This is a genomic window from Streptomyces sp. NBC_00162 (assembly GCF_024611995.1).
Lineage (GTDB): Bacteria > Actinomycetota > Actinomycetes > Streptomycetales > Streptomycetaceae > Streptomyces.
The window spans coordinates 8,589,757-8,611,538 of record NZ_CP102509.1; the positions used below are offsets into that span (position 1 = coordinate 8,589,757).

19 protein-coding genes and 2 pseudogenes are annotated in these 21,782 nt (G+C 68.4%); 4 read left to right on the forward strand and 17 right to left on the reverse strand.

What is annotated here, in order from left to right; translation table 11 throughout:
- Positions 1–127: 127 nt before the first annotated feature.
- The 5 genes and pseudogenes from JIW86_RS39870 to JIW86_RS39890 form a co-directional block, all read right to left on the reverse strand.
- A pseudogene (locus JIW86_RS39870) lies at positions 128–349 on the reverse strand (amino acid permease); the annotation flags it as partial.
- A 261-nt stretch (positions 350–610) separates the two neighbouring features.
- A complete protein-coding gene (locus tag JIW86_RS39875; protein WP_257559146.1) occupies positions 611–2,350 on the reverse strand; it encodes an IclR family transcriptional regulator domain-containing protein in 1,740 nt (579 codons plus the stop codon).
- A gap of 220 nt (positions 2,351–2,570) precedes the next feature.
- Positions 2,571–2,951, reverse strand: coding sequence for an RNA polymerase sigma factor (locus JIW86_RS39880; protein ID WP_257559147.1), 381 nt, complete (start codon positions 2,949–2,951; stop codon positions 2,571–2,573).
- On the reverse strand, positions 2,945–3,073 hold the full coding sequence (locus JIW86_RS39885) for a hypothetical protein (RefSeq protein WP_257559148.1): 129 nt from the start codon (positions 3,071–3,073) through the stop codon (positions 2,945–2,947). The genes JIW86_RS39880 and JIW86_RS39885 overlap by 7 nt, the downstream gene beginning before the upstream one ends.
- Positions 3,074–3,659: 586 nt before the next feature.
- Complete coding sequence (locus tag JIW86_RS39890; protein WP_257559149.1) at positions 3,660–3,824, reverse strand: hypothetical protein; 165 nt, start codon at positions 3,822–3,824, stop codon at positions 3,660–3,662.
- Between the two features lie 727 nt (positions 3,825–4,551).
- On the opposite strand from JIW86_RS39890, the gene istA reads away from it, so the two are divergent.
- Positions 4,552–5,805: an IS21 family transposase gene (gene istA, locus JIW86_RS39895; protein WP_257559150.1), complete on the forward strand. Its 1,254-nt coding sequence runs from the start codon at positions 4,552–4,554 to the stop codon at positions 5,803–5,805.
- Positions 5,806–5,808: 3 nt separating this feature from the next.
- The gene (gene istB, locus JIW86_RS39900) at positions 5,809–6,630 is read left to right on the forward strand and encodes an IS21-like element helper ATPase IstB (protein ID WP_257559151.1); all 822 of its coding nucleotides are present in this window, start codon (positions 5,809–5,811) and stop codon (positions 6,628–6,630) included.
- Position 6,631: 1 nt separating this feature from the next.
- On the opposite strand, the gene JIW86_RS39905 is transcribed toward istB, so the two are convergent.
- The 7 genes from JIW86_RS39905 to JIW86_RS39940 form a co-directional block, all read right to left on the reverse strand.
- Entirely contained in the window at positions 6,632–7,099 is a 468-nt protein-coding gene (locus JIW86_RS39905; protein ID WP_257559152.1) for a hypothetical protein, read from the reverse strand.
- Between the two features lie 43 nt (positions 7,100–7,142).
- Complete coding sequence (locus JIW86_RS39910) at positions 7,143–7,637, reverse strand: helix-turn-helix domain-containing protein (protein WP_257559153.1); 495 nt, start codon at positions 7,635–7,637, stop codon at positions 7,143–7,145.
- An 11-nt stretch (positions 7,638–7,648) separates the two neighbouring features.
- Positions 7,649–7,933 carry a hypothetical protein gene (locus JIW86_RS39915; RefSeq protein ID WP_257559154.1) on the reverse strand — a complete coding sequence of 95 codons (285 nt, stop codon included), beginning with the start codon at positions 7,931–7,933 and terminating at the stop codon, positions 7,649–7,651.
- Positions 7,934–9,037: 1,104 nt separating this feature from the next.
- Positions 9,038–9,889 (reverse strand): hypothetical protein, encoded by an 852-nt coding sequence (locus JIW86_RS39920; RefSeq protein ID WP_257559155.1) that lies wholly within the window; start codon positions 9,887–9,889, stop codon positions 9,038–9,040.
- 1,503 nt (positions 9,890–11,392) lie between these two features.
- Positions 11,393–11,728 carry a hypothetical protein gene (locus JIW86_RS39930; protein WP_257559156.1) on the reverse strand — a complete coding sequence of 112 codons (336 nt, stop codon included), beginning with the start codon at positions 11,726–11,728 and terminating at the stop codon, positions 11,393–11,395.
- A gap of 521 nt (positions 11,729–12,249) precedes the next feature.
- Positions 12,250–12,444, reverse strand: a complete 195-nt coding sequence (locus JIW86_RS39935) for a DUF1918 domain-containing protein (RefSeq protein WP_257559157.1) — start codon at positions 12,442–12,444, stop codon at positions 12,250–12,252.
- A gap of 50 nt (positions 12,445–12,494) precedes the next feature.
- Positions 12,495–12,680, reverse strand: coding sequence for a hypothetical protein (locus JIW86_RS39940; RefSeq protein WP_257559158.1), 186 nt, complete (start codon positions 12,678–12,680; stop codon positions 12,495–12,497).
- 129 nt (positions 12,681–12,809) lie between these two features.
- On the opposite strand from JIW86_RS39940, the gene JIW86_RS39945 reads away from it, so the two are divergent.
- Positions 12,810–13,232, forward strand: a complete 423-nt coding sequence (locus JIW86_RS39945) for an STAS domain-containing protein (protein WP_257559159.1) — start codon at positions 12,810–12,812, stop codon at positions 13,230–13,232.
- 580 nt (positions 13,233–13,812) lie between these two features.
- On the opposite strand, the gene JIW86_RS39950 is transcribed toward JIW86_RS39945, so the two are convergent.
- Both JIW86_RS39950 and JIW86_RS39955 read right to left on the reverse strand, forming a co-directional pair.
- Positions 13,813–14,010: a hypothetical protein gene (locus JIW86_RS39950; protein ID WP_257559160.1), complete on the reverse strand. Its 198-nt coding sequence runs from the start codon at positions 14,008–14,010 to the stop codon at positions 13,813–13,815.
- A gap of 299 nt (positions 14,011–14,309) precedes the next feature.
- Positions 14,310–14,585, reverse strand: coding sequence for an isoamylase early set domain-containing protein (locus JIW86_RS39955; RefSeq protein ID WP_257559161.1), 276 nt, complete (start codon positions 14,583–14,585; stop codon positions 14,310–14,312).
- 602 nt (positions 14,586–15,187) lie between these two features.
- Here JIW86_RS39955 and JIW86_RS39960 point away from each other — a divergent pair.
- Positions 15,188–15,688, forward strand: a complete 501-nt coding sequence (locus JIW86_RS39960) for an AAA family ATPase (protein WP_257559623.1) — start codon at positions 15,188–15,190, stop codon at positions 15,686–15,688.
- A 35-nt stretch (positions 15,689–15,723) separates the two neighbouring features.
- Here the strand turns inward: JIW86_RS39960 and JIW86_RS39965 are convergent.
- The 3 genes and pseudogenes from JIW86_RS39965 to JIW86_RS39975 form a co-directional block, all read right to left on the reverse strand.
- A pseudogene (locus JIW86_RS39965) lies at positions 15,724–16,974 on the reverse strand (IS256 family transposase); the annotation flags it as partial.
- Positions 16,975–17,539: 565 nt separating this feature from the next.
- Complete coding sequence (locus JIW86_RS39970) at positions 17,540–18,037, reverse strand: hypothetical protein (protein WP_257559162.1); 498 nt, start codon at positions 18,035–18,037, stop codon at positions 17,540–17,542.
- A gap of 348 nt (positions 18,038–18,385) precedes the next feature.
- Positions 18,386–21,646 (reverse strand): FG-GAP repeat domain-containing protein, encoded by a 3,261-nt coding sequence (locus JIW86_RS39975; protein WP_257559163.1) that lies wholly within the window; start codon positions 21,644–21,646, stop codon positions 18,386–18,388.
- Between the last annotated feature and the right edge of the window lie 136 nt (positions 21,647–21,782).

The following is a 21,782-nucleotide window of genomic DNA, read 5'->3' on the forward strand; positions in this document are numbered from 1 at the left end:
CGCTCCGCTGGGCTCTCGGTGACTTGAGCGGGACAGCGCCCCGATTCCTGACAGGAAGCACATGTGACGTGGGTCACAGGTCGGTAAAGGTGTCGGTGTCGCCCTGTGATGGCGGCCGGTGTGCTGGTCAGGCCCTACGTGCGGTCACCGCGCGACGCACCGCGTAGGCAGCGGCGCCGGCGGCCAGCACCACGGCGCCGGAAAGCACCGACGAGGCCGGCAGGGCGAACGCGAGGACGAGGCAGCCGGCAAGCCCGACGACGGGGATGATCCGCGCCGGTCGGCCCTCGTCCGGGGCGAGCGTCCAGGCGGAGGCGTTGGCGATGGCGTAGTAGGCGAGCACCCCGAAGCCGCGCCGCAGCAACGGTGCGTGACCCGAACGGACCGCGTCCGGTGCATGCCGCCGCCGCAGACCATCGTGAACTGCGAAACCCCAGCTCAGCGTGTTCGCCCCCGCCCCGTAGGCAGGACCGGCCGGGCCGAGGGCCGCCACCCCTTGAGGGGTGGCGGCCCTTTGGTCTGTCTTGGGTGAGGTGGCGGCGGCAGGCCGCCCGGTCCCTGCTGCCCAGGCGGCATACGGGTGTCTTTTGACCTGCCTCTGGCTTGTCGGTCAGGGGAGGGCGATGGCGCGGGGTGGTCGGGCGGTCTCTGCGGGCCATGAGTCGGGAGTGGTCGGGGTGTCTGTGGTGGGGGTGGCTGTGGTGGTGAGGAGGCGGGCGAGGAGGAGGCCGGCGGAGGCTTCACTGAGGGCCTTCGCGGTGCGGCGCAGGCGCCGGTGCTGGCCGGTGGGCAGGGCCAGGGCGACGCAGGTGGCGTCGCTGCCGGGCAGGGTGAGGGAGAACGCGGCGCACACGTTGCGGTCGGAGTACTCGAGGAGGTCGAACTGGGCTGCGTTCGGGCCGTGGCTGTCGAGGTTGTCGAAGAGGGTCCGGGGGTCGGTGATCGTGCGCCCCGTGAGGGGGATGGGCTCGTAGCGGGTCAGGTGTTCCATGCGGGCTTCGAAGTCGAGGTCGGCGAGGAGTGCTTTGCCCACGGCGCTGGCGTGGGCGGTGTCGGTGAACGCGGCCCCGACACGGACCGGTGGTGCGCTCTCGCTGTGGGACGACTGGAGAATGTTGATCTCTCCGCTGGTGTAGGTGCTGAGGTAGACGGCAGCGCCGAGGTGGTCGCGCAGCCCGTCGAGGGTCTGCTGCATCAGCAGTTCGTGCTGCTCGGGGCGGCCGGCCATTTCCATGACGGGTCCGGGCAGATGCGCGCCGGCGATGGTTTCGACGAGGTACTGCGCGCGCAGCCAGTGCAGCAGCCACGCTGTCGAGGTCACGGACATGCCGGTGCGCCGGGCGAGGTCGCGGGTGGTGATCCCCCCGGAGCTTTGGATGTGGTGGAGCAGGTCACGGGCCCGGACCGCGGCTGCCTGCTGCTGGGGTGGCTGTGCGGGCAGGATGCGGGAGCGGGCCATGTCGGTCAGGACTGCCGGTCGCAGGGAGTTAGCCGACCACCACGGCTCCTTGCCCAGGTTCCAGCCCTGCACAACATCGGGGCGGGCGGCGGCCGCTGCCTGGGCCGCCGCGGCCGCCAGGTGGGCTGAAGGGTCGGGCAGGGGCAGGATCAGCGCGCCGCTCTGCTTCCCGTCCACCGCTGTCAGGTGCGGCCGTCCGTCACCAAGTTCGGGTTCGGGCCGGGTGTCGCCAGCCGGATGGTCGGGGGTGGGGAAGGCAGGTGGGGGCACGAGCACGAGATGCGGCCCGCCCCGCCGGTCCGCCGGTCCGGTCTGCGAGTCCGGTGCCGCGGTTGTCGTCCCGGCCGGGTGGGAGGGGTCGGGGGTGAGCATCTCCTCGCTGACGCCGAGCCGGTTGCGGATCTCGTCGAAGAACTGCGGGTCCTCGACCGGCGCGATGGGGGCGGTGGGGGAGGGGCGGCGGTGAGCGGTCGCGGCGAGCAGCCGGCGGGCGTCGCTGTGTCCGTGCCGGGCCGCTTCCGCGACCAGGAACTTCACGTCTTCCCGCCGGTCGCCGCCAGCCCGCCCGACCCGTCCGGCGAGGGCGGCCAGCCTAAACAGGGCGCCGGGATGCCCGGCCTCGCTCGCCTTGCCCAGCCACTGCTCCGCCCGCAGCAGCTCACCGCGCGTCAGGGCCTTCGTACCGAGCCGGTACAGGGAGTTGGCGTGAGACCGTTCCTCGGCGGACAGGCCGTAGGTGTCGGTCAGGGGCCCGAAGTAGCCGCCGGGCCGGTCCCAGAAATCATGCGGCCCGGCGAGCTGGGCCAGCAGTTGCGCGAGCCCGGCCGGGACCTGCGGATCTGGGCGGCCCGCCCCGCCGCGGTGGTCGTCGTACCTGCTCACATCCGTCACCTGTCCTTCCTTCCGTTGCTCTTCTTCTTCCTATGCCCATCCCGAATATGCCCAGTGAGCTTGCGCCTTAGGTACTCGACCGCTTTATTCCGCAGATTGTGCAGACGTCGCGCAGGTATGCCGAGCGCGGCCGCGATCTCCACATCTGTGAGCCCCCGGCTCTGCAGGGCCACCACCTGCTGGCGCTGGCCCTCCGGCATCCGCTCGATCTCCCGCCTCATCAGCTCCCGCTGCCGGCGCCGCCCTCATCGACGGGCTCCTGCTCCTGGGGGAAGGCCTCGAGGCCGTCTCCGCCCATCCGCGTCAGCCGCTCGCCCGAACGCTGCTGCCTGCGGTACTCGTCGACGGCGAGGTTGTGCACGGCTCGCCGCAGGTACGCCATCACATCCGTATCCGGATCGAGCTCACCGCAAGCGGCCTTCAACCCCACCTTCAGGTACGCCTCCTGCACCACGTCCTGACACGCCGCCAGCGACCACGACCGGTAAGAACGCCGCAGCGCTGACGGCTCCGTCCTCACAAACAGCGGATACGCCTTCAACAACCGCTGCGCCACATCCGCATCCGGCGCGAACTCCTCTTCCGCTCCCTCGCCTACCACGGGCCCCGCTCCCCGCCGGCCGCCGGGCGGGCGCCAGCCGCGGCACCCACCGCGACCCGCACCCCCACAACGCCCTGCGCGGTGACGTCCACCCGCACGAGGACGACGTCAGTGGTGCACACGCACCCGCCTTCCTCGTTCCGCGGACTCCTCGGTGCGCGGGGCCGTGCGGTCTTGCGGCTGATGAAGCGTTGCTGGCACAGCTGCACCAGGACGACCAGCGCGTGTGCCGCGCTTACGGCGGCCGGGACATGCCCGATCCAATCCAAGGACGCCGTCATGTTCAGTGGTTCTCCATCTATCCGGGTGGGACACGGTCGGCGTGAACGCGTCCTCGCCCCCCAGACGAACCCCAAGGCACACTTCTCCCTCCACAGCCCCCCGATTCACCCATGCGAGTGAATGTCATGCCCGTCCCGCCTGGTGCGTCGGGATCTGCTCGCATGCTCCGCTGCGTGCTGCGGGGTCGTGCCTGACTGCCGTCGGGCAGTGCAGAACCGGCCAGAGTGTTGAGAGCGAACCGCCGCTGCACGCCCGCGCTGTGCGGCAGCTGCGCCAGCACCACCACCCTGCGGTCAATGCCGCGAGCGCGCTCGCGCAACTGCCGACCCGCCTTCCCGCCCAGGCGATGGTGCAACGGCGCGCTGATTCGTCAGGGCCCATCGGGGGGTGGCCGCCAGGACGGGTACGGAACAAGTGGTGCCACGGTCAACTGGCCATGGCGAAGATGCCAATGAAGAAGGCCATGTAGAGCAGCAGGAGCGCACCGGCTACGGCCGCCACGATGAGGACCGCCTTCATCACTTTTTCTAGGGCCCGATGGTCGCGGGCGGGTCGCACAGGAACCTCGGGACAACCCTCGTTATCAGTCACGGAACCATCCTGCTGATCGCGGTGGCGGCAGGCTATCCGTAGAAGTACTCACGTGCGACGGTCGTCTCCGACGCTCCGCCTGGCCAGGTAGGAATCGACATGGCCATAACGGCCGATGTGACTCAGTAGGTCTGGTGGCAGAGCGCGGCCACGGCAGGGCTGGTGACGCCGTGCGCGGCGCGGCACAGCTCCGTCATGTCCGCGGCCCCTGCCCCGGGAGCGCGTACCGGACGGGGCGGTGCGGGCGTACGGCATGACGCGGACGCCTTGGTCGGCGACAGACGCTGACCGCTCTCCCTGGTTGGCGCGGGCGGCGAATAGCGCCGCCCGCGCCGCGCTGCCTGTTCGGGGAGCCGGCCACTGCCGATGGACTTTGGACCTGGTTGCGGTGACGTCAGGGGGTGGCGGAGCCCTCGGAGAGCGGCCCGTCCTTGAGGCGCGGGTGCCAAAGAAGGCTCAGCACCCGGTGGGGGACCCGGTCGTCAGACAGCCGTCTGGCCGCCCGTCATGCTTCCGCGGGGAGCTGGGCCAACATCACACACCCGGCAGATCCCAGCTCCCCGAAGAACGCTGCTGGGCCGGAGGGCTGACACATGCCCCGCCTCACACATGACACGCATCGGCGTCTCGCTGCAAACCCACTCGGAGTCCAGCACTGTGTCGCTGCTTCGTGAAAACTGACCCCCTGGCAGTCTCCGAATCTTGACCCCTTCCGGACTCTTGGAGGGTGCTGAACGTGGAGGACTGGGCAGAGATACGCCGGCTGCATCGAGCGGAAGGTGTGCCCATCAAGGAGATCTCGCGGCGACTGGGGGTGGCCCGCAACACGGTGCGGGCCGCGTTGTCCTCGGAGCGACCGCCTAAGTACCAGCGGACACCTCGGGGATCGGTCGTCGACCCGTTCGAACCGCAGATCCGCGTCCTGCTGAACGAGTGGCCCCGGATGCCGGCACCGGTCATCGCCGAGCGGATCGGCTGGCCGTACTCGTTGCCGCCGCTGCGGAAGCGGCTGGCGGTGATCCGGCCGGAGTACGTCGGCATCGACCCGGTCGACCGCGTGACCTACGAGCCCGGCGAGATCGCCCAGTGCGATCTGTGGTTCCCCGAGACGAAGGTGCGAGTCGCTGCCGGACAGGAACGGGTCCTACCCGTGCTGGTGATGTCGCTCGGGTTCTCCCGCTTCATGACCGCGACGATGATTCCGACCCGCCAGGCCGGCGACATCCTCTCGGGCATGTGGTCCCTGATCAGCGGCATCGGCAGGGTCACGAAGACACTCGTCTGGGACCGCGAGTCCGCGATCGGCGGGACCGGGCGGGTGACCGCTCCCGCGGCGGCATTCGCCGGAACGCTTGCCACCAAGATCAAGCTGGCGCCGCCCCGCGACCCGGAATACAAGGGAATCGTTGAACGCAACAACCAGTACCTGGAGACCTCGTTCCTCCCCGGCCGGCAGTTCGCCTCCCAGGCCGACTTCAATCACCAGCTGGGCGACTGGCTGATCAGGGCCAACGCGCGGACGGTCCGCTCGATCCAGGGCCGCCCGGTCGACCGGCTGGAGACCGACTACCTGTCGATGCTCCCGCTACCACCGATCACCCCGCCCATAGGGCTGAACCACCGCATCCGGCTGAGCCGGGACTACTACGTCCGCGTCGACACCGTCGACTACTCGGTCGACCCGCAGGTCATCGGCCGCTTCGTCGACATCACCGCCTCCCCACAGGAGGTCAGGGTCCTCTGCGAGGGCCAGCTCGTCGCCCGGCACACCAGGTCCTGGGCCAAGCAGGCCGTGGTCACCGACCCAGTCCACGTTGCAACCGCCGCCCGACTACGTCAGGCCCTGGCGTTCGACCGCGAAAGACGCGAGGCAGCCACCCGCCAACACGCCGACGGCCACACCGTCGCGCTGCGGGCCCTGCCGGACTACGACGCCCTGTTCGGCGTCGACTTCAACCCGCCGTCCACGAAAGCGAAGTGACCCATGACCACGGCTATCAAGCCCGATCAGCCCACCGCGGTGACCGGGCCGAAGGACGGCATGCCGTCCATGCTCGCTTACCTGACCCGGGTGCTGAAGATGCCCACGATCGGCGCGGCCTGGGAAGAGCTCGCTGACCAGGCCCGCGACCAGAACTGGTCCCACGAGGAGTATCTGGCCGCCCTGCTGCAGCGGCAGGTCGCCGACCGCGAGTCCAAGGGCACCATGATGCGGATCCGCACCGCCCACTTCCCGCAGGTCAAAACACTGGAGGACTTCAACCTCGACCACCTGCCCTCGCTGCGGCGCGACGTCCTTGCCCACCTTGCGACCGGCACGTTCGTCGCGAAGGCCGAGAACGTGATCCTGCTGGGCCCTCCTGGGATCGGGAAGACGCACCTGGCCATCGGCCTGGGGGTCAAGGCCACCCAGGCCGGCTACTCGGTCCTGTTCGACACCGCCAGCAATTGGATCGCCCGCCTCGCGACAGCCCACCAGGCCGGCCGCCTGGAGGCCGAGCTGAAGAAGATCCGCCGCTACAAGTTGATCATTGTCGACGAGGTGGGCTACATCCCGTTCGACCAAGACGCGGCGAACCTGTTCTTCCAGCTCATCGCATCTCGCTACGAGCAGGGCTCTGTGATGGTCACCTCGAATCTCCCCTTCGGGCGGTGGGGAGAGACCTTCTCGGATGACGTTGTGGCCGCCGCGATGATCGACCGCTTGGCCCATCATGCCGAGGTCCTCACGCTGACCGGCGACTCCTACCGAACCCGCCAACGACGCGAACTGCTGAACAAGGAAAACGGCGCCGGACGCCGGTAATTCACAGCGCCCACCAGCAATACAACCGCTGACCGGAGGCCTGAGCGCGCTGAGCCAGTCCAACCAGGCCGTTCAGAACATCCGTCGCGACCTCAACGCTGATCCGAATCTGGCGGAGTTCGTCGGTCTTCGACCATGGCTCAGCAAATCGAACGAGGTCGTCCTCCGCAGCCGTGACGAGGGCATCGAACAGGGTGTCCGACAAGCTGACCACAAAGGGCGGGCCGTCCTCCGGCGATGACAGCAGCTGCCCGGACCGTGGGCGTTCGCTGGCCTCCTCATAGCTACAGCCCGTCATGATGGCTTCGAGCTGGGCAATCGCGACGACCGGGTCGATGTTCTTGAGGAGGAACACGTCGAGCTCCGCTCGACTCGGTCCTCCCGGAGATTTCAGGACCGCGATGGCAGCCTCGTCGTCAGCAGCGGAGAAGTAGTCGCACAGAGTCATGTCGCTGATTCTGGCATCCACGGCTGACAGCCTGCCGGGGCACTGGGCGAGCAACAACAGGGGGTCAGTTTTCAGAGACTCGCCGGGGGTCAGCTTTCAGAGAGCGTTGACAGCGTCTGATAGTGCTCAGCGGCAGCGCATGGGGGTTGCCGCTGGCGTCCTGGATCTCGCGCGGCGTGGGCGCGCCGGCCGCCTCGTAGACCTGGACCAGCGCCACGCCCAGGTCCGCCCGGTCGGCGATCATCTCGACCTTCGGCGCGCGGAGCTTGGCCAGGACGCCCCGCTCCTCGATCCGGGCCTGCGTCCGGAGCTTGAGAAGGTGGTCGGTCATCAGCAGGTCGGCCCCACAGGCCGCGGCGAAATCCTTGACGGTCTTGGCCTTGGGGACCTTCTCGCCCGAGGCCGCGCGCTTGAGCGCGGCCGAGGAGACGCTCACCGAGGGCCCGGTAGCCATCGAATCGAAGGTGAGGCCCGCCTCGGCCTGGAGCGTGCGCAGCGCCGCGGCCAGCAGACCGCGGCGGAGGTGAGGAGTGCTGATCGGCTTGGGATGACGTCCCATCTCCCGCCCCCTCAGCTCTGCTTGACCAGGCGCAGCAGGCCTGTAGCAAGGGCCACGCTAGCGGACTCTGCAATACGGCGGCCACCGGTGACCACCACGATGACACCGGCGCTGATCAGGCCGCAGCCGCCGAGGAGTTGCAGGATCTCGAGGACCGGGACGTGCCCGACGAGGTAGAGAACGCTTCCCAGGGCAGGGAAGAGGCCCAGGAGGAAGGCGTGCGCCAGGGTGAGCCGGCCCGGAACGGAGCCAGCGGGGTGCACGCCGGCGGTGCCGACGTGCTCGGTCTGCGGCATGAGAGCCCCTACGTGACTTACGCGAAGGGCGCCGACACCGAGGCCTCGGCGCCCCCCGCTTGCTGGGTGCAACCCCGCGGGATCACGGCAGTTGGAGCTGCACATGCACGGGTAAGAAGAAGTGTTCAGCACCGCCGGTAATCGCGGTAACACAGAGAGTCGAATAAACTACCCGTTTGCCCGATTGGTCGGAACATTGGCTCAGCGGCGCCCAAATAGATGGGGCTTCGTGACGTAACCCCGTCCTGCGCGCCAACCGGCCTCCAGGCCACCTCCGCCAGGCCCAACCAAGCCACAATTCACCCGAATGGACGCCGTTTGGCTCACGCAGGTACACAGCTCGATTGCACGCGCATAAGTCCTCCGGCATCGTGGCACTGCTGGGGTTACCAAGTGCATTTCAAAGTGCACCAGAACCCCCGCAACGAAGCCCCTACCAGCTGGGTGCAACCAAGGTGATCAGGGCCTTCACGGCAACCCCGCGTTGGAGCGCGGCAAGCCACCCCAAGGGGCCGGCGTCCACCACGCCGGCCCCTTGCTCATGAACTTGTGTTCCGGTCCCCGGCCCTAACGAGGGCCCGCCAAGGCACCGAAGCTGGTGCAGGCACCGGCGGCGGTTGCTACACCGCACCTTGCTGTCCAGGGCAGCTCAGCCCGATGACACCAACTTCACCACGCCAGCCTGTCCTCACAGACCCCCCGCACCAACCGTGACCAGCACAGATCAAGCAACCGAGTCACGAAACAGCCCATGCAGCCTGATGGACAACCACACGCGGCGTCGCAAGGTGGGCCCCTGACTGCCCCTCATACCCCTTGTGAGCTGCAGTTTTACCGAGCCGTTTCAGTGACACCGAGGTAACGCCGATCACTGAAGGCAGGTGACCGATTCGCCGTGGCACTGTCGTGTTCCTTTGACACCCCCGCAGCCCGGCCGCGCCCGATTGCCCACGCCGAGGCGAAGTGGAAGCCTGGAGACGACATCGCACCGGGTCAGGCCCACCGCCCGCTAGTGCTGTGTCTGGACCAACTCCGTGCAACGGAATCCGCCTCCGGGGTGCCACTCCGTCATGGAGGGGCGTGCCTGAACCGTCACATATCAGGCTACGGACGGCAGGTGATGTTCGAGGCATAGCGCTTCTCGTGGCAGGGCAGAAGGATCGAAGTGGGAGACTCCAGGCTGTAGACGAACCGCTGGCGGGGCGCGACCGGCCCGGACTCGGCCCGGAATTGCTTCGTCCCATCACGGAGCACCACACCTGTGTGTCTGCCGTCGGCATCTGTGTACGTTGCTTCGATGTCCCAGCCGCAGGCCCCGCTCGCGACAGCGGCGGCCACGCGCAGTCCGCCGGGTTCCAGGCCGCCGCCCAAGTCGATCTTCCGGTGTTCGAAGTACGGGCGTCCCTGGTCAGGGCCTCCGTCGGTGATGACGGGCACGACGGGCGCGGAGTCCCTCCCATCAAGATCGAACAGAATTCCGGAGTACCCGGTCTCACCGGCAGTTGGCTTCTCCACCACTGTCTGCGCGGTCGAAGGCGCACAGTGCACGTCGACAGCCTGCATCCCGGTGACGGAAACGGGCGACTTGCGCTGGCTGAAGAGGTTGAGAGTGAAGGAAGTGGCTTGTCCGTGGGGAAAGCCCTCCGCCATCGTCAAACCCGGGTAGCCACCGAGGATCCGGCCGCCGAGCGGGCCCAGCAGAGCCCACACCCGACGGCCGAGGTGGTCTGTTTCCGTATCCAACGCCAGCAGAGCCTGCGCCTCAGCGGGGTTCAGCGTGCGGTCGAGCACCATCGTCCACGCGTCCTCGTCGAGTGCCGATAGGTCGGGGCTCACGACGGCTGTGAAGGGAGGCTCCTCCTGATCGAGCTGGTCCTCTACGTCCTGCTGGTTCTTCAAAAGAGACTCGGCGGTGGCCAGCTCGTACACGTACTCCCCGAACATCCCGAGGAGCACCCCGCAGACTGCCGTGACACAAGCGACAGTGAGGATGGCGGCGCGTGTCCTCCGCCGCTTGGCCGCGGGCAGTGCCGCCGTGCCGGGCGCGAACTGCTCACCCAGCGCATCGCGGAAGCGTTCCTCGTCCCGCCCCGGCGCCGACACCCCGGCGGGTGGCTGAGCAGCCGCCGGACCGTGCTCGGCTGTGCCCGTGGCCGCCGCAGTTGGCCCTCCTGGCGTGAAGCCGGCCGCGGTGGACTCGACAGCTGGTGCCGGCCCGCCGGCCGGTGGGGTGGCCGGGACTGCCTGCGGCGACTGCGACCGTGGCGTGGCACGGGCTCTCCCCGCCCCGGGGTTTCCCGCTGAATGTCCGGCCGGCGGCGGTGAGGACATGCGCGCGCTACCCCCTTGGCTCGGCTGCCCATACGCGGAAGAGAAAGGTATACGCCTACCCAAGGCGCACGGGAGGGCGCATCCGACCACGCCCGAAGGCACCTAGCGCCCCCTCAGTCGGGACACCGCCAACGCCAGCTTCCAGACCAACTCGCGGCCGCGCGAGCCTACTACGAACTACACGGCACCCTCGCCGCCCCGCGAGGCGCAGCGATCCTCGACATCCCGGCCGGGCACTGGCTCACGAACATCCGCAGGCCCGGCGGACGGAGTCGGCAGGGTGCACAGTGACACTCAGGCCGGACCCTGCCGAAGGACCGGCTGCGCGCACCGCGGGGGCCACCCCACTACAGGCCACGCCCCCGCCCGAGATGTCTCTCCGTCTCGATGCGAGCGTGCTACCGGTCGCGAGCCGGCGGGGCGCAGGGGTCGGGTTTGTTTGGGGTGGGTGTCGGGGTCGGCGTCGGTGAGGTGCTGGGCGTGGGGGTAGGGCTCGGTGTCGGTGCGGTACTCGGTGTCGGTGTTGGAGGGGTGTCCGCCGAAGCGCTGGAGGAGGGCGCGGTCGGGAAACTGAAGGCGGGGAGCTTGCTGTAGATGATGTCCCCTGGCTTGAGGGCGAATGCCGCCTGCTGCACGGTTTTGCGGCCCTGGAAGTCGGCTCGGGGGATTAGCTGGTCGGCGGTCTGGGTCTGACCAGCCTGGCAGGTGCCGGGGGTCCCGGTGAGGGAGTCTCCCGCCAGCATCGCGGCCAGCGCCAGCCCGGCGACCGCGGTCGCCGTGGCCAGCGGACGTAACGCCGGCCGCAGCACAAGGTCCCTCCCTGCCGCCGCAACCGGCCGCCGACGCCGGCGGCGGACGCCCGGGTGTGCAGACTTTCCCCTTCTCGTGGTTGCGGCCCGTGGGCTTGGGCGGCCGTCTGGCCGGCGCGGTGCAGGAGTTCGTCCGCGTCCTGCCGGGCCCGGGCGCACAGCTGTGCGGCTTCGGCTTCCGCGCTCGCGCGGATACGGACGGCCTCGGCGCGGGCATCCCCGCGGACGGCTTCGGCTTCCTGCGCGGCGTCGTCCAGGGTCTGCCGCACGGAGGCACGCAAGCGCTTGCTCGCGGGCTGGGCCCGGCGCTGGAGCAGCTTCACGTCCTGCCAGCGGCCACGCCAGTCGTCCACGAGTGCGGGGTCGGCCCGGAACCCGGCAGCGGCGGGCGGATCCAGATGACGGGGGTGGTAGCGACCCGGACGAATTCGAGCAGGGCCTCCAGGGAGGTGAACCGCTTGCCGGCCAGCAACTCGTTGAGGCCGGCCTTGGTCAGCCGCGGCCTCACCGAGGCACTGGCCAGGGTCGAGTAGCTTGGCGCGCCGTTGGCGATGTGAAGCCGGTTCAGCTCCTCGGTGAACTCGTGCAGCGCGTCCTCGAACGCAGCGATCGCGGCGGCATCGTGCGGCTCGATCCCGGGATCTTCATGAGTCACCGGATCACCCCCTTGTCCGGAAAGCAACGCTAGAGAGTCTTGGCGCCGTACGTACACGGAATCTGTCGAACGATGCTGAACGCCCGACGGCGTTCGAGGTCAGGCCGGATTCACCTGCGCAATGCAGGGCGTTGTCCGGGTCCATGCGGGCCCGTGCGGATCACTAGGAACCCGCGCTCGCGGCCGCTCTCCTGGAGACATGACCGACACCGACGCGACACCACAGACACCCGACCCGACACGGCCCCCACCCACCCGGAGCCGCCCGCACCCCCGAAACGAACCGGCACGGAACCCACGACAGCTTCGTGCTGATCGCCCTCCTCGCCACCTGCGCTGGCATCTACCTCGCCGTCGGGGACACCGGGTTCGCCGGCGTCATCAGCGCCGTCGCCGGCCTCTACGGCACCTGGCGCACCCGCCGCTGACCCACCCCGAGGAAGCGGGGCCCATCCAACGGGGCGGCATGCTCCGGCACTGCGGCAACCACCGATGCCCGCCTCATCGGGATCCCAGTGCGGTCATGCGCCCTCTGGCCGGTGGCGCACCGTGGTGTCCGGGCCGGGGCTCATGACGGTCTCATGTCCGTCGTCGAAGCGGACCCGGTAAGGCGGGGTGCCGTCATCTCCCAGTACCTCGATGACCTCCGCTGTCCGATCGTGCTGTCCCACGATCCGCCCGTGCACCACAATCTGGTCGCCCACGCTTGCCTGCATCCCGCGTCTCCGTTCAATTCGCTGTGATGGCCTCCGCCGAGGTACCCGGGCTAGCGCTCCTCCATGCCCGGCGTCACCCGAACGCGGCCCGTACACCGCCGCTTGACCGCGTACTTCCCCCGGAGGAGCGCCGCGTAGTTGGCGACGAGGACGACGAGCGCGCTGGGGGTGGGACTGGTCGTCCCCGACCAACCCGAGGAAGGGGTCGGCCCGTCCAGCCAACGGTTCAGCCGCACTTCGGTGCACCCCCGATCCGGCCAGCAGTCCGCGGCCGGGGTTCAGCGCGCCTCGCACTGGCGCCGGTGAGCGCCGGGTCAGGATGGGGGCCTCGCGGGCCTCGTGTGCCTCCGGGGGAAGGAGAGCGGATGAACACCACTCAGGTTCAGCACTGCGGCAGCTCCGTCCTGGTCAGTGTCGGCGGTGAACTCGATGAGGAAGCGGGAACGGTGCTCCAGCAGGCGCTGGACGGCGTCGCCATCGACGCGCGGGATCTCATGGTCGATCTACACGGCGTGGTGTCCATGGACTCCGGCGGTCTGCTCCACGTCCTGGAGCTGCACCGGCGCGCGGAGTGCCTTGGCCTGCGGGTCCTGGTCATCGGCTGGCAGCCTCAGCCCCAGCAGCTCATGGCCCAGATCGCCGGGATCCGCGGGCCGGGTTCGGCTACCGGGGAGCGGTACGCGCTGGCGGGCTTCCGCCGACTGCTAGAGCAACGCGCCCAGCATGATCGGCACTTCGCGGACTTCGGTGTCGGAACGCCGATCCTCTCGACTGCGCCGGGTGAGTGAGGGCCCACAATCCGGTATGCGAGGGCTGCCCCCTCTGGCGTGTGATGCAGTACCGCGCCCGGCCCCAGGGTCGATATCGCTGCCGGCCGCGGGTTCTGCACCGCTGCGAGCACATGACGGAACGGTCACGCGCCGCTACATCCGCCGAGCAGCCTCGTTGGACGCCAACATGGAGCAGCAAACCGTTTCACCCCCAGACTGGACCGGTTTCCCCCGCTGGAGTGGGCGCCCAGGAAGGTATCCGATACGCCGATATACGACGCACTCGAGGAGCAGTGGCTCGGCGAAGGCCGTGAAGTACCCCGCTGTCCGGGCCTGTCGTCCGGTGGCCTGCACCGGATGAACACCGGCGACCTGTTCCACCGCGCCTGACACGCAACCCCGGCACGGAAGATCAGGACGGTCACGAGAAGCAGCAGCGCTCCACCGGATTGTGCGGGCAACCGGTTCGGTTCCCCACTGTGAGTCGGTCCGATCCGGAGCTCCGACGGCAGCGGCCGTGCAAGACTCCCGGCCGAAGCCAGCGCGGCCGCCTTGAGGGGCGACTCACGGCGCGGCGGTTCGAACGGAGACAGTGCCGTCAGTTGTCCTCGGCAAGGATGAGATCGGCTGCGTGGTGCGGGCAGGCGGGGGTGTGCCAGGTCACCGACAGGAACTCCCCGTCGGCGCTGAGAGTCCGCGCTCCACCAGTGGCCGCAGTGGCCCGGCAAAGGCCGCAGAAGACGACCTTCAACGGGAGCAGGTCCGCCGAAGGGCGGCATCGTGTCGTCGGTTCCATCGTCTGCTCCTGCGGTGCCGGCACGGGCGAGACCTCTCACCACGGTTCAAGGCGCACACTTACCCACCGGATGGTCCCAGCAGCCGCGGGCGCGCACGGCGAAACCATGGAGAACCCCGGCAACAGCGAGCGCCAGCGCTCCAACCACGCGATCATCTTCTTCGCGGCGCCAGGACCGTCTGCCGGGCGCCGATGCACTTGACGTGCTGTGGCCATCAGAGGATGTTCTTCTGCCCTGGCCGGTGAGGTGTGGGAGGGGTCGGACCGCTCGGGGTGGATCCGCCCCCGGGAATGTGGGATCAGGTGTGCAGGAGGCTGTTGGTGCCGTCGTGTCCGTCGGCGTGATCCTCGTCGAACCAGTAGTCACCCGCCGCCAGGTAGCGGAAGGAGTGCACGCTCTTGCCCGGCAGGCCGACGGTGACGGCTCGGGTGCCGTCATTGCGGGGCTCCAGGGTATGGGCGCCGGGCTTCCACTCGTTGAAGTCACCGACCACGCTCACCTGGCCGGGCGGGATGTCGGCGGGCAGGACGAAGGTGACCTGAGCACGGTCCTTGAGCAGCTTGCGTTCGAGCATGGCAGAGAGCTCCTGCAGACAGGGTGGCTGTTTCGGCTCATCCTGCGGCCCCGATCGCAGGCAGGCACCCGCACGCGGCCGCCCGGGGCAGCGGCTTCACCCGCCCGGCACTCCAACTATGTGGCGATGCCCTGCCTTCCGGCTCCGAGCGTCGGCAGGTGGGAGCCACCCGGCCGTCCCACCCGGTCCCAGAGCAAGGCCCCGGGACAGGGGGTGTCCCGGGGCCGCCAGCCGCGGCACCGCAAGGGGGAGCGGTAGTGCATCTGACGCGACGATGTGGATAAACGATTCAGCAGCTGCCCGGTTACGGCCGCATCCCACCCGCCCGCGCCATCGCGGTGCGGGAGGCCATGGCCGACAGCGGGGCTTGCCCAGGGTCGCCTTACTGGGTGTCGCGCAGTCCCACGATTTCGACCTCTTCCTGAATCCTCACGATGCCCCTCTCCACCCGGCCGACGACACTCCTGGGGGCAAAGGGAGTAATTGTCAAATCCTGTGGATGCGGTCGTGGCCGCTGGATGAGCGGGTCGAGGGTTCTTGCCCCGTCCTGGGGTGGCGGTGGGGGCGGTCGGGCATGCGAGGGTGTGGTCATGTTGATCGTGATGGCGGGGCTGCCTGGTGCGGGGAAGAGCTCGGTCGCCGAGGCGTTGGGGCGGGAGTTGGCCGCTCCGGTCGTGTCGGTGGATCCGATCGAGGCGGCGATGTGGCGTGCGGGGGTGGCTCGCGGGCAGCCCACGGGCCTTGCGGCGTATGTCGTGGCCGAGGCCGTGGCCGACGGTGTGCTGGCCCTGGGCCAGACGGTGATCATCGATGCGGTCAACGCGGTGGAGGAGGCGCGGGAGCAGTGGCGGTTGCTGGCGGCTCGTCATGACGTGCCGGTGGTGTTCATCGAGGTGGTGTGTTCGGATGCGGCGGTGCATCGCGGGCGGCTTGAGGGCCGGTCCCGGGGTATCGAGGGCTTCCATGAGCCGGCGTGGGAGGCGGTGGAGCGGCGACGGGAGGAGTTCGTACCGTGGTCGGATGACCGGTTGGTGCTGGACAGTGTGATCGACCTGCCGTCGAACGTCGCGGCGGCCCTGGGGTTCCTGGCCGCGGCGTCCTGATTCCTGAGTGACCGCCGGTCGTGGGGTTCCTCAGGCGGCGGCGGACTGTTTTCGCGTTCAACCAGGACGCCGTTCTCAAACCGGGCGCCAGCGCGGACCAGCGCGACCAGATGAGCGCCGGTGACCGCGCGCCAGCGGGTCTGGGCGGACTCGACGAGTTTGAACACCATCGCGAGGGCAGCGGCAGAGCTGCCGGCGCCGCGGGTGACCTTGGTCCGGAGTTTCACCGTGGAGAAGGTCGACTCGATCGGGTTCGTGGTGCGCAGGTGGATCCAGTGTTCGGCGGGGAAGTCGTAGAACGCCAGCAGCTCGTCGACCTCGCCGGTGATCTTCTTCGCCGCCTTGGGCCACTTCGCGCCGTATGTCTTCTCGAACGCGGTGACTGCCTTCTCGGCGTGCGCACGGTCCTCGGCGTAGTAGATCTCCTGCAGGGCCTTCTTCGCGCCGGGCTGCGCGGACTTCGGCAGCGCGTTCATCACGTTCCGGGTCTTGTGAACCCAGCACCTCTGGTGCCGGGTGGCGGGGAACACCTCCGCTAGGGCCCTCCACAATCCCATCGCTCCGTCGCCGACAACGAGCATCGGGTTGCGCATCCCGCGCCGGCGGCAGTCCCGCAGCAGATCCGCCCACGACTCGGTGGACTCGCGCAGGCCCTCTGCGATCGCGATCAGTTCCTTGGTCCCGTCGACACGGACACCCATCAGGACCAGGAGGCATGAGTGTGTCTGAGAGAGACGGATCTTGGGGTGGACTCCGTCGGCCCAGACGTAGACGTAGTCGGATTCGGCCAGGTCACGGGCGTGGAACGCGGCATGCTCAACGGTCCACTGCTTCGTCAGCCGGGTCACCGTGGCCGGTGACAGCCCGGCCGGGGAGCCCAGGAACTGCTCCATCGCGGGCACGAAGTCGCCCGAGGACAGGCCGTGGAGATAGAGCAATGGCAGCACCTCGCTGATCTTCGGGGATTTGCGGCACCTCGGCGCCAGGATCTTCGAAGAGAACCGCATCCGTTCGCCGGATGCCTCGTCGACGCGCTTGTCGTTGACCCGCGGGGCCGCGACCTCGACGGGCCCGGCGGCCGTGGTCACCGTTCTGGGACGGTGCCGCCCGTTGCGGACCACCAGCCGGCGGCCGGCCTCGTCGCGCTGACCGGCGAGCTCGGCTATGTACTGGTCCACCTCCGCCTCCAGGGCCGCGGCCAGCATCCGCCGGGCGCCCTCCCGGACGATCTCGTCGATCAGGGAACCGGTCTCGGTGGTGCCGTCTTCGTTGACTACGCTGAGCACGGGCGTGCCTTCCCGACCCGCGTTCGCAGCGCGGGCCTACTCGATGACCATCAATCGATCACTCGGGAAGGTACGCCCGCCGCGTTCCACGAGGCACCCCGCCCGAAGCCGATCCACAGGTCTTGAGCATTGCTCCCGACTCCAGCGCGAGAGCCACTGTGCGCCGGCCCACCGAGTACTTCAACGCCAGCGCACGACTGGACAGACCCGCCTCCCGCGCATCACGACGGATGGCGGCATACAACTCGACCTTGGAGCCGGGCACTGAAGTCCCCTCACGCTCGCTAGCACCCCGATGCTCCCACGACCAGCCCTCCACTGGAGCCAAATCCCATCAACACGAACTCCACCGCGCGGTGGAGTCAGAACTCACCTTCCGACTGGAGTCACTTGTCGTCTATAGAGCCAGGTGGGGCACCACGGGTGTTCGGCCTGTTGGACGACTCTCAGCATGAGCAGCAGCGGCTTGGCGACACTCACGATGGCGATGTACCGGGGAGGTCGTTGGTGCTTGAGAAGTGCTTGGTGCGCGACGACAGAGTGCACACGAAGAACGACGCGCGATCTATGCTTCGGGCGGGGTCCATCGCTTGATGATGTGGGGCTGAGAGTGCGGTGCCGGCCATGCCTGGATCCGGATCTCCTCCATGTCTTCCGGCTCGTCCTCGCAGTCGAGGTCGGGGAAGGCCGCGGCTTCGAGATTCCGCCGAGACGTCCGGATGCGGGTCCATCCGGCGGGCATGTCGAAGCGTGCTGCATCGGGGACGTATTCGGTGCAGCCCAGCACGACCAGTCGTCCCGAGGCCAGGTTGAGACTTGCCTCGACGACGTGGTCGAAGTCGCAGCTGTCATCGTCCGGCTGGCCCGGGAGGAGGCCGACGGTGACGTCGACGGTGACGTTGACAGCCGTGCCGATGGCCAGGGCGTGTTCGGCGACGCCGAGCCCGTCCAGGACGGCCTGTTCGGTCCACACGTCACCGATGCCGGTCTCGGTTGCCTCGGAGTCGTCGTCCAGGACGTGGATCTGGAAGTAGTCCGCGAAGAGCTCAAGGTTTGTCGCCACGGAGGCATCATCCCTGCTGCCCGGGAACGGCAGCACGGCGGGGTGAGGCTGTCTTCGACGAGGCCGCTGACCGGGTGATCTGAACATGAATGCTGGCCCGTCTGGAGAGGTTCCGGCTGATTGCTGCAGGTCAGGCGGAGGTTCTGTTGCTGATCGTGGACTCGGACTCGGACTCGGACTCGGCGCCGGGCCACTAGTTGATGCTACGAGGACGGTCACAACCAGATGCAGGCCCATGCCTGGCCGGCAGTGTGTGGGCCCGCCTATTGACGCCAGGTCACAGGGGCGGCCTGATACGCACGTGACCCCCGAATGGTTATCGGGGGCCACGATTTGCTGTGGTTTGTGCTAGAAGATTCCGGTGCTCGTGGTGCTCCAGTTGGTGTCGCCGACCTTGAGGGGTGTCCTGTAGCCGGTCAGGGTGCCGGGGTAGAAGAGGAGGCAGCCGGTTGGGCAGGTGGTGGTTTTGGTCGTGCCGGTGCCGTCGTCGTAGGTGACGGTGTGGTTGGGGTCGGCTGGGGTGGTGGCCCACAGGTCAGCGAGGTCGTCACCGGTCTTGGGCTGGAACTCGCGGTAGGAGATGGTGGTGCCTTCGTCGTTGACGCTCTTGTTGACGACGGTGCCTTGGGCGTTGCCGTTTGAGGTGATCAGGGGGCGGGTGGTGGTCTGCCAGCCGCCGTTGCCGAAGGCGGTGCGTGCGCCGAGGCTGAATTTGCCGTCTGTGATTTTGCCGGGGTAGAGGTAGGCGATTCCGTCGGCTTTGTTGCGGGCGAGGATGTCCTGGATCCCGTCGCGGTTCTGGTCGCTGGCGGCGAGGATGGTGTAGTCCTTCCACAGCGTGCCGGTGCTGACGTAGTTGGCCTGCTGCACGTCGAAGGGCTCGTTCTGGTCGGCGCCTCCACCGGCTATGGTGCGGCCGGAGTAGATGCGCAGGCGCGAGTCGGTGCAGGCGTCGTCGACGCATACGCGGACGACGAGGTCGTTGCCGTTGGCGAAGCCGGTGTCGGCGCGTTGGTCTATGTCTCCGGGCATGACGATCTGCAGTATGCGGTTCCAGCCTTGGGTGCCGAGGTCGGAGGGCGGTGCGATTGTCTGGCGGGTCCAGTACATGGGGCCGCCTCTGCCGGTGCCGGGGTAGAGGTAGAGCTTGCCGTCGGGGAGGCGCACGAGGGAGTCTTCGTAGCCGTCGGGTGCCGCGGTGGGGCTGGTGAGGTTGGTGAAGTCTCCGCCGTGGGCGATGAGCGCCCCCGCCCAGCCCTTGAAGCCGACGGTGTAGGGGGTGAGCTTGCCGGTGCCGTCGCCGGCGTGGAATCGGAGTTCGGCGTTGGTGTCGGTGCTGGTGGCGTACATGTCGGTGTAGCCATCGCCGTTGAGGTCGCCGAGGAGGTCATGGGTGGCGGGTTTGGTCAGTGGGCTTTGGCCTGGGGCGTAGACGAAGGCAGCGGGGGAGGTTTTGATCACGGTGCTGTCGGCGTCGCCGTCGACTGGTGAGTGGTTGCCCGCTGTGTCGTAGGCGAGGACGTGGAGCTTGCTCTGGGGGCGGCCGGTGGGGACGATTTCGACGATCGTCTCGGTGGCTCCTGCGGCGAGGGGGACCCAGGCGTCTGTGCAACCGCTGCTCGAGACCGACACCGGGCGGTCGAGGGCCCAGCAGAAGCCGGCCAGATCGGTGGCCGCGTTCTTGAGTTTCAGGCGGAGCTTGGTACGGGCCTGATGGACGGTCAGCGCGCTGCCGTCTTCTTTGGTGACGGTGACGGGACTGGTGGGCCCGGTCTTGTCGACGGTGAAGGCGCAGTCGGCTGTGTAGGGGCTGTCGGGCCCTTCGCCGTCCTTTGCGCGGACCTTCCATTTGTAGGCGCCGGTGGGGAGATTGCCGGCGAGGACTGTGGCGGTGGCGGTGCCGCCGCTGGCCACGTTGGTGACGTAGGAGACGGGTACGGAGGCGCCTGCGGCGGTGGTGACGACGAATTCGGGATTGACGGTGCCGCCGTCCTTGTCGAGGAGAGTGGCTGTCAGGGCCAGGCCGCTGTTGCCGATAGTGGCCCCGCAGGGCACCGGCTTGTTGCCCTCGCCTGAGGGGGACCAGCTGCCTTCGTAGGCTCCGCTGGCGGTGACCTCGGGCGGGAAGTTGTAGGTGACCTCCAGGACGGGGTTGTTCCGCAGACGCTTGAAGCTGTTGACGTTGCCGAGGTATGAGTTGGGGACGCGCAGGCCGAAGACGAGCGGGTCCCAGCCCTCCTGGACGTAGGAGGTCAGGGCTGCGGACTTGAAGTCGTAACCCTCCACGCCCGGGCAGTAGGTCGGGTGGCCGTGAGCGAAATTGCCCTGGGCGAGTTTGTAGCCCCAGTAGTTGTTGCGGGTGTTCCAGGTCGGGGTGGTGGTGATGTCCTGGGAGGTCCACAGCTCGGTGGGGCCGGCCGCAGAGGCGTCGCAGCCCCAGGAGTGGGTCTGCTCGACGGCGAAAGTGGCGTCGAGGATGGTGGCGCCTTTGAGGCCGTTGGTGTTCATGGCGAAGAACGACTGGGTGTCGCCGGTGCCGTTGAACCCCACGCGTGGCTCGTCCCAGGGGTTTCCGGACTGCCAGCCGGAGCCCCAGGGGTAGTCCGCGCTCGGGGTGTCTGAGTACACCACGGCCCACTTCTCGGTGTAGCCGCCGGTGAAGATGGGGTCGATGACCAGCGGGAACTGTGTCGCCGAGGACAGCAGAGCGGGGTCGGGGGTCAGCGTGAGGGTATTGCCTGTGACGTCCGCGCCTACGGGGGCCTGCTGCGGGTCCGGCGCCGTCTCCTCGGCGACGGCGGCGCTGGAGAACATCGCCGAGGAGAGGGCGGTTTTTGCCGCCGGGCCGGCCGGGTCGCTGGTGGCTGGCTGCTCCCACATCTTGGGGGTGGGTGCGCTGAAGACGATGTTGCCGGCGGCGTCCTTGGCGAGGAGCCGGTCGCTGTGGTCTTCGTCGAGTGTCACGCCTTCGGAGGTGACGGCGAGTTTGATCGTCTTCAGGGCCGGGTTGGCGGCGGCCTCGGGGGTGGTGACGAGGAGGTGCTGGGCGAAGCCGTTGACCTCGGCGATCAGCTTGAGGTCGACGCCGGGCAGCACTGACTTGTAGAGCGCGGTGTTCCCTCCCAACACCGGCTCCGGGAGCGTGCCCGGCCATGACAGGGCCAGCTTCTTGCCGCCGCGGTCCATCGAGACCAGCGGGCCGTCTCCACCCTGGGAGAAGGCGATGCCGAAGGACGCGGTCGGGCCGAGTGTTCCGTCCTCCTGCTGGGTGAGCGTGGGGTCGGTCTTGCGCCACACGGATTTGTGGCGTGTCCAGATGGGCAGCGTGGACTGCCGCAAAGTCAGGTTTCCGTCGGGGTTCGCGTAGGTCTCGGAGTACTCGGTGCGGCGGTCGATGATCTCGACGCGCTGGCCCGAGGTCTTGGCGAGGCCGTAGGCCCTCACCTCCGATGCGGCTTGTGGCGTGCTGTCCGCCTCGGCGGCTGCCTGTTCGGTGGCTTTGGCGGTCTCGGGGGTGGTGATCACGCTCAGCGCGGTGAGCGGGAAGGCAAGGGCCAGAAGGGCGGCCAGCGGGCGGGTCAGGCCTGTGCCGGCTCTTCGGTGATTCATGAGTTTTTGGTCTTTCTGAAAAAACGTCAAGGCTGTGAGTCAGCGCAGCGTAAGCGAAGGAATTCACATCCGCATAGACGGACTTGTCGGCACGCCATTTCCTGTCGGGGGCATGACATCCGGAATGATCGGTTTC